The sequence below is a fragment of the uncultured Holdemanella sp. genome, from assembly GCF_958348295.1.
Taxonomy (GTDB): Bacteria; Bacillota_I; Bacilli_A; order Erysipelotrichales; family Erysipelotrichaceae; genus Holdemanella.
The window spans coordinates 1-7,331 of record NZ_CATVYQ010000070.1; the positions used below are offsets into that span (position 1 = coordinate 1).

Genomic DNA, 7,331 nt, shown 5'->3' on the forward strand with positions numbered 1-7,331 from the left:
AATTTTTTCAAGGAGAGATTTAATGAGTACAGAAATGTTAATGAAAAATAGAGAACGTTTTATCAAAAACGTAAATAGTAATGAGAATGGTGCAGCTGCACTTTCTTTAAGATTGTTTTGTTATGCTAGATTTATGGCAGTAAAAAATCCATATGCAGAAACGCATGACTGGGTATATGAAAACGAATTGACAAATGCCCAAGCCAATCAATATGTATTCCGTTTATTGGATGAAAGTACAGAAAGAGCATCTATGGATATGTTGATTCGTAAATTAAAAAGTGTTCGTTTGGTTCGCGATAGTGAAATGAATGGCAGAAAAATTTATGTCATTAAATTCACAGATATCGAAATGGAAGAATTGATGAATAAGAGTATTATTGATAAACCAAGTGAAAAGTTATTAAAAGAAAAGAAGTCATCTGTAAAGAAAGAAAAAGAAGAAGTTGTGAATTCATCTTGGAAAGAGGTATTCTTAAAAAATAGTAAAGGTGAAAATTTACAGATACTTCGATTCTGGTTCTATATACAGTATAATGCAGAAAAGAATGGGAAGAAGTATATTTCAAAAAGCCAGGCATTAAGTGAAGGAGCTATTGAATATGTGTATAAGGGAATCCCTAAAAAGATGGATGTTCTAAAAGATTTATTCGCATTGATGAAACAATTAAAACTAGTTAAAGAAGATGTTGTTAAAAATGAGATTGTGCTTCGTCCAGCCAAATTAGAGGGTATAGAAATTAAGGATTATATAAAGGATAAGCCTATAGATTTAAATAGTTTTAACTATACGAATGTATAAGAAAATGACGAGATTAGTTCTCGTCATTTTTATATATTTTATAATCGTTTTTGCCTGTTCGTTTTGTTTGATACAAGGCATGGTCGGCATGGCGATATAATTCCATAAAAGTAGTGCCATTACTAGGGGCGAATGCCATTCCAACACTGATGGAAAGTTTAAAGTCTTGTAGTTCTTCAATCTTTAATTCATTGACTTTTTTTAGTAAAGATTGAATTCTTGATTCGGCAATAACTTCATCTTCGATTAGAATGATAAATTCGTCGCCACCAATTCTTCCAACAATATCCGTTTGTCTAAAATGATTTTTAAATAGGTCACTCAAATTTTTTAATACTTTATCACCTACGGCATGTCCATAATTATCATTCACCGATTTAAAATCATCCACATCCAAGATCAAGAAACAGAAGTGCTCATGATTTTTAAGTTTTTGATCAATGAGTTTTTGTGTTGTTTCTTTATTGAAAACGGAAGTTAATGGGTCAATTTCAGATAAATGAATCAAATATTTATTTTCTCTTGTATTTGAGTGAGCCAAATAAATCATCAAGCTTAGTACAATCAAGCCTAAAAATGTTGCCAACAGAGTTTCATAATGCTTAATAAATGTATAGGATTCTTGGGCAACATGAACTGGAACAATGTAACAAATCATCCAATCATTGATTTTTAATGGGGAATAAGCTAAATATAACGATTTATTCTTTTTGGTTTGTATTTGGATTAAATCTGATTCTTGTTGGTTGAAGTCTGTTTTCACTTCCTTTTCATCACAAATATCAAATAAATTATCTATTGTTTTTATATTGTGCTTTTTTTCGTATTTCTTGTCTCTAGTGATTAGATTTCCATCTTGATCAACAATAAAACTTTTTCCTTGTCCATCAAACAAATCATCAAACAACATATTTCCTAGCTTTGTGACATTATAAGAACCGCCCACAACACCTATGGCTTGATTGTTCTTATAAATAGGAACACTTAAAATAACGCGTGTTTGTTGATCAACACTACTTTCTAAGGGGTCTGAAAGAGATTGTTTGCCTTGCATCGATTCTTTAAAATATCTTCGATGTGCAACATTTTTAACTACATTATTATCATATAGTGCATTTCCATCTGAATCTATGATTGCGGTACGATTTAAGTCTGTGTTTTCCATGAAGGCTTTAATTAAAGATATATTATTTTCTGAAAATAGGTCTTCAGACTTTGATAATTCTTGTGCTAGTACATTTAAATAGGAATAGTTGATATTTAAAATTGTATTTAAGTGCTCACTTTGTTGAGTCACATTGGTAATGAGTGTTTCTCTTGAATTTTTTTCAATGGAAGCTTGCACTACATTAAAAAATATAGAAATTCCAATCACAAGAGTTATGATAAAAATGGTGATTGCGTAAATATATTTTTTAACGAATTTTTTTTGCTCGAAATATTTATTTTTCATATGGAACTCCTTTTTCTAATTATACCAAGAAAAATGGTAAAGGAATATCAAATTATATAAGACTAACCATAATTTGTGAAATCAATCACATTTTAGTGTATTATATAAGATATAAAGAAATTTGCTCCCAACATTAAGAGAATTCTGCGTGAAAGGTGCTTATGAATTTTTGTAAGTAGAACTATAGCTATGCTCTTTTTGTGTGGAGTATAGCTTTTTCTTTTAGAAGGAGATGAATATGGAAATACGTGTTGCTGTGATGGGAATCATTGTAGAGGATAAAGATGCGGTAAATCTTTTAAATGAAATTCTTCATGAATATAGTGAATATATCATTGGAAGAATGGGAATTCCTTATAAACAAAAAAAGATTAGTGTAATTTCAATCGCATTAGATGCACCGCAAAATACAATTGCTGCTTTAGCAGGCAAGTTGGGAAATATTCATGGAGTTAGTGTGAAAACAGCTTATTCCAATGTGATTAGTCATGATTGAGGCATATCGATTGATTGATAAACTTGAAAGAGAACACTCTTTAAGTTTATTAGAATATAAAACTTTAATTGAAGCTGAAGATGATGCTTTACGTTTATATGTTGCAAACAAAGCTAAGAAAATCGCAAATTCTATATATGACAATTTTGTCTATGTACGTGGATTGATTGAAGTAGGAAACTATTGCCATAATGACTGTTTTTATTGTGGGATTCGCAAGTCCAATTTAAATTGTGATCGCTATATATTAGATGAAGAAGATATATTGAATTGTTGCAAAGAAGGATATGAACTAGGCTTTCGAACATTTGTTCTACAAGGAGGAGAAGGTATCTATAAAAAGGATTTCGTAACTTGTATAGTAAAAAAGCTTCGTACCTTGTATTCAGATTGTGCAATTACTCTATCTTTAGGGGAAGAAGATAGAGATACATATAAGGAATGGTTTGATGCAGGTGCTAATCGCTATTTATTAAGACATGAAACGGCAAGTAAAAATCATTATGAAAAGTTACATCCAAAAAATATGTCTTTTGAACATCGTATGCAGTGTTTAAAAGATTTGAAAGAAATTGGATACCAAGTAGGTTGTGGCTTTATGGTTGGTTCACCTTATCAGACAAGTGAAACTTTGGCAATGGATTTGAAGTTTATTGAAACATTTAAACCAGATATGTGTGGAATAGGTCCATTTATTTCACAAAAGGATACACCGTTTAAAGATAGGGCAAGCGGTACTTTGAATCAAACTTTATTCTTATTGTCTTTGATTCGTTTGATTCAACCAAATATTTTACTTCCTGCTACGACGGCTTTAGGAACGATTGATCCAAAAGGAAGAGAAAAGGGTATTCTTGCGGGTGCCAATGTAGTAATGCCCAATTTATCACCAGTAAGTGTTAGAAAAAAATATGCGTTGTATGATAATAAAATTTGTACGGGTGAAGAAAGTGCCGAATGCAAGGATTGTTTATCAAAACGTATGAATTCGATTGGTTACAAAATTGTAACGGATCGTGGAGATATAAAGAAGTAAGAATAGGAGAAAAAAATGAGTAATTATAATCCAAAATCATTAAAGGCAGAAGAATTTATTAATCACGAGGAAATTCTTGCCACAATTGAATATGCTGAGAAAAATAAAAACAACGTGGAATTGATAGATGCTATTTTAAAAAAAGCACGTCCACAAAAAACAGAGCATGGCGTTCATTGTGAAGGTTTAACTCATCGTGAAGCAAGTGTATTATTAGCTTGTGATATTCCTGAAAAAGTAGAGGAAATGTACAAACTCGCTAATGAAATCAAACAAGCATTTTATGGCAATCGTATTGTTATGTTTGCACCACTTTATTTATCTAACTATTGTGTAAATGGATGTGTATATTGTCCTTATCATATGAAAAATAAGCATATCAAGCGTATTAAATTAACACAAGATCAAATTCGTGATGAAGTTATTGCTTTGCAGGATATGGGACATAAACGTTTGGCTATTGAAGCAGGCGAAGACCCAGTTCACAATTCGATTGAATATATTTTAGATTCAATTAAAACAATTTATTCCATTCAACATAAAAATGGAGCTATTCGTCGTGTCAATGTAAATATTGCGGCTACAACCGTAGAAAATTATCGTAAGTTAAAAGAAGCTGGAATCGGAACATATATCTTATTCCAGGAAACATATAATAAGAAAAGTTATTTAGAGTTGCATCCAACAGGCCCTAAACATGACTATGACTATCATACAGAAGCTATGGATAGAGCCATGGAAGGTGGAATAGATGATGTCGGATTAGGTGTATTGTTTGGCTTAGAAGGCTATCAATATGAATTTGCCGGCTTAATGATGCATGCAGAACACTTAGAAGCTGTTCATGGAGTAGGCCCACATACAATTAGTGTACCTCGTGTAAAACATGCAGATGATATTGATCCAGAGGCATTTGATAATAGTTTGGATGATGAAATCTTTGAAAAGATTGCAGCGTGCATCCGTATTGCTGTTCCATATACTGGAATGATTATTTCAACTCGTGAATCTCAAGATGTTCGTGAGAAAATGCTTCACTTAGGTGTTTCACAAATTAGTGGGGCAAGTCGTACATCTGTAGGTGGATACACAGAAGAAGAACGTCCTCATGATTCAGAACAATTTGATGTTTCAGACCAAAGAACATTGGACGAAGTTGTGAACTGGTTGATGCAGTTAGGCTATATTCCTTCTTTCTGTACAGCATGTTATAGAGAGGGAAGAACGGGAGATCGTTTCATGTCTTTGTGTAAGACTGGACAAATTCAAAATTGTTGCCATCCAAACGCATTGATGACTTTATGCGAATATCTAGTAGATTATGCAAGTGAAGATACGAAAAAGATTGGTTTTGAATTGATTGAAAAAGAATTGAACAAAATTCCAAATGCGAAAGCCCAACAAATTGCTCGTGACAATGTGGATGCAATCAAGTCAAGCAATCGTAGAGATTTTAGGTTCTAACATGTCTGATTTAAATAGTACGGTAAGTGCAAATCGTACACACATTGGATTTTTTGGCTTAAGAAACGCTGGAAAATCCAGTGTTGTCAATGCGATTACAAATCAGAGTATGTCATTAGTTTCAGATATAAAAGGAACTACGACAGACCCTGTAAAGAAATCAATGGAAATCTTGCCAATTGGACCTGTAGTCATTGTCGATACACCAGGTATGGACGATGAAGGTACTTTAGGTGAGTTAAGAATCAAAAGGACGTTGGAAGTTTTAAAAACAATCGATATAGCCGTATTAGTTGTAGATGCGAATGTGGGTCTACAAAAAGTAGATCAAGATTTGATTCAGATGTTTAAAGAAAATAAATTGCCTTATTTTATTGCCTATAACAAGTGTGATTTGATTGAAAAAAAGAAACAATTGGCTTCAAATGAAATCTATGTGAGTGCTATAAAGAAAGAAAACATAAATGAATTAAAACAATTGTTAGCATCAAACGCAAAGAATCAGGAAGACAAGACAATTATTGGTGATTTAATTGATTCGGGTGATGTTGTTGTGCTTGTAATTCCAATTGATAAGTCAGCTCCTAAGGGAAGATTGATTTTGCCCCAACAACTTGTGCTAAGAGATATCCTAGATCATCACGCGATTGGAATGATTTGTCAGGTCGAAGAATTAGATGAAACTTTAAAGAAAGTGACTCCTAAACTGGTTATCACGGATTCTCAAGCCTTTAATAGGGTAAGTCAGATCGTAGATAAATCTATTCATTTAACTTCGTTCTCTATTCTTATGGCACGTTTAAAAGGCAGTTTAGCAACGGTGCTTGAAGGGGCTAATCAACTGGATCATCTTCAAGATGGGGATTGTATTTTGATTAGTGAAGGTTGTACACACCATAGACAGTGTGGTGATATTGGGACAGACAAGCTTCCAAAGTGGATTTTGAATTTTACAAAAAAGAATGTAACTTTTGAATTTACTTCTGGACAAGGATTTAAAGAAGATCTTTCAAAGTACAGTGTTGTGATTCATTGTGGTGCATGTATGTTGAATGAAAAAGAAGTGCAATCTAGAGTAAAAGAATGCAAGAAACAAGGTGTACCTTTTACAAATTATGGTATTGCGATTGCAAAAATGAACGGTATTTTAGATCGTTCTGTAGAGGTATTTTAAAATGAAGAAAATATATATTTCAGCCGATATTGAAGGTATCTGGGGAAATAGTAACCCAGCCAATACGGCTAAGAATGGATATTTATATTCGGAATATTGTACAAATATGATGAATGAAGTGAATTTAGTGATTGATCTATTGTTTCAAAATGGTGTAGAAGAAGTTGTGGTTAATGATAGTCATGGAAATATGGATAATCTGCTTCCTTCAAAATTAGATCCTAGAGCTGCTTTTGTGTCTGCAAATGGAGCTTATAAGGAATTTGGTATGATGGAAGGCTTAGATGATTCTTTTGATGGAGCTCTTTTTATTGGATATCATTCACGTTGTAATTCACCAGGAGTTATGGCTCATACAATTTGGGGTACGATGGTGCGAAAAGTTGTCGTAGATGGAAAGGAACTTGGTGAAAGTGGCATAAATCGTTTATTAGCAGATGAATTTGGGGTTCCTGTAATTCTTGCAAGTGGTGATAGTGAATATGGAAAGCAAGTAGAAGAAGAACTTGGTTGTGTGTTCGTGGAAACAAAGAAAACTTTAAATAATCAGAGCGTTTTATGTTGCAGCTTTAATGAGTTGAAGAATAGATATGCACATGGTATTCAAGAAGCACTAAAAGTAGACGAAAAACCAACTTTATTTTCGTCTCATACAATGGAAATTACTTTTCATCATAGTCGTAATGCGGATTTTGTATCTCGTATGGACAATGTAGAAAAGATTGATGATTGTACAATTCGTATAAAAAAAGAAACGTATAAAGATTTATATTCATTAATGCGTTTTGTGATTAAAGTATGTAATGCATATGCCTAAAATAAGAAAACCATTTTAAGTGTTGGCGGCTTAAAATGGTTTCTTTTTGTTTATTATTATTTTAGGAGAGAGATATGAATATTGGTTTA

General features: G+C 32.5%; 7 protein-coding genes. 6 read left to right on the forward strand and 1 reads right to left on the reverse strand.

The genetic code is table 11. From position 1 onward, the window contains the following. Positions 1–22: 22 nt before the first annotated feature. Positions 23–802 carry a hypothetical protein gene (locus Q3907_RS10050; protein ID WP_295647035.1) on the forward strand — a complete coding sequence of 260 codons (780 nt, stop codon included), beginning with the start codon at positions 23–25 and terminating at the stop codon, positions 800–802. A 13-nt stretch (positions 803–815) separates the two neighbouring features. On the opposite strand, the gene Q3907_RS10055 is transcribed toward Q3907_RS10050, so the two are convergent. Continuing rightward, a complete protein-coding gene (locus tag Q3907_RS10055; RefSeq protein WP_301898179.1) occupies positions 816–2,255 on the reverse strand; it encodes a diguanylate cyclase in 1,440 nt (479 codons plus the stop codon). A 238-nt stretch (positions 2,256–2,493) separates the two neighbouring features. On the opposite strand from Q3907_RS10055, the gene Q3907_RS10060 reads away from it, so the two are divergent. From Q3907_RS10060 to Q3907_RS10080, 5 genes are read left to right on the forward strand one after another with little or no spacing between them, the layout of a single operon-like run. Next, complete coding sequence (locus Q3907_RS10060) at positions 2,494–2,751, forward strand: TM1266 family iron-only hydrogenase system putative regulator (RefSeq protein ID WP_301898180.1); 258 nt, start codon at positions 2,494–2,496, stop codon at positions 2,749–2,751. Then, a complete protein-coding gene (hydE, locus tag Q3907_RS10065; RefSeq protein ID WP_301898181.1) occupies positions 2,744–3,787 on the forward strand; it encodes a [FeFe] hydrogenase H-cluster radical SAM maturase HydE in 1,044 nt (347 codons plus the stop codon). The genes Q3907_RS10060 and hydE overlap by 8 nt, the downstream gene beginning before the upstream one ends. A 15-nt stretch (positions 3,788–3,802) precedes the next feature. Then, positions 3,803–5,251, forward strand: coding sequence for a [FeFe] hydrogenase H-cluster radical SAM maturase HydG (hydG, locus tag Q3907_RS10070; RefSeq protein ID WP_301898182.1), 1,449 nt, complete (start codon positions 3,803–3,805; stop codon positions 5,249–5,251). Next, the gene (gene hydF, locus Q3907_RS10075) at positions 5,211–6,425 is read left to right on the forward strand and encodes a [FeFe] hydrogenase H-cluster maturation GTPase HydF (RefSeq protein ID WP_301898183.1); all 1,215 of its coding nucleotides are present in this window, start codon (positions 5,211–5,213) and stop codon (positions 6,423–6,425) included. The genes hydG and hydF overlap by 41 nt, the downstream gene beginning before the upstream one ends. 1 nt (position 6,426) lies before the next feature. Further along, positions 6,427–7,242: a M55 family metallopeptidase gene (locus tag Q3907_RS10080; protein WP_301898184.1), complete on the forward strand. Its 816-nt coding sequence runs from the start codon at positions 6,427–6,429 to the stop codon at positions 7,240–7,242. Positions 7,243–7,331 lie beyond the last annotated feature (89 nt).

Coding starts and splice junctions, on each gene's coding strand:
- Q3907_RS10060 (WP_301898180.1), top strand. CDS start 2,494: ATGGAAATACGTGTTGCTGTGATGGGAATCATTGTAGAGGATAAAGAT.
- Q3907_RS10050 (WP_295647035.1), top strand. CDS start 23: ATGAGTACAGAAATGTTAATGAAAAATAGAGAACGTTTTATCAAAAAC.
- hydE (WP_301898181.1), top strand. CDS start 2,744: ATGATTGAGGCATATCGATTGATTGATAAACTTGAAAGAGAACACTCT.
- Q3907_RS10055 (WP_301898179.1), bottom strand. CDS start 2,255: ATGAAAAATAAATATTTCGAGCAAAAAAAATTCGTTAAAAAATATATT.
- hydG (WP_301898182.1), top strand. CDS start 3,803: ATGAGTAATTATAATCCAAAATCATTAAAGGCAGAAGAATTTATTAAT.
- hydF (WP_301898183.1), top strand. CDS start 5,211: ATGCAATCAAGTCAAGCAATCGTAGAGATTTTAGGTTCTAACATGTCT.
- Q3907_RS10080 (WP_301898184.1), top strand. CDS start 6,427: ATGAAGAAAATATATATTTCAGCCGATATTGAAGGTATCTGGGGAAAT.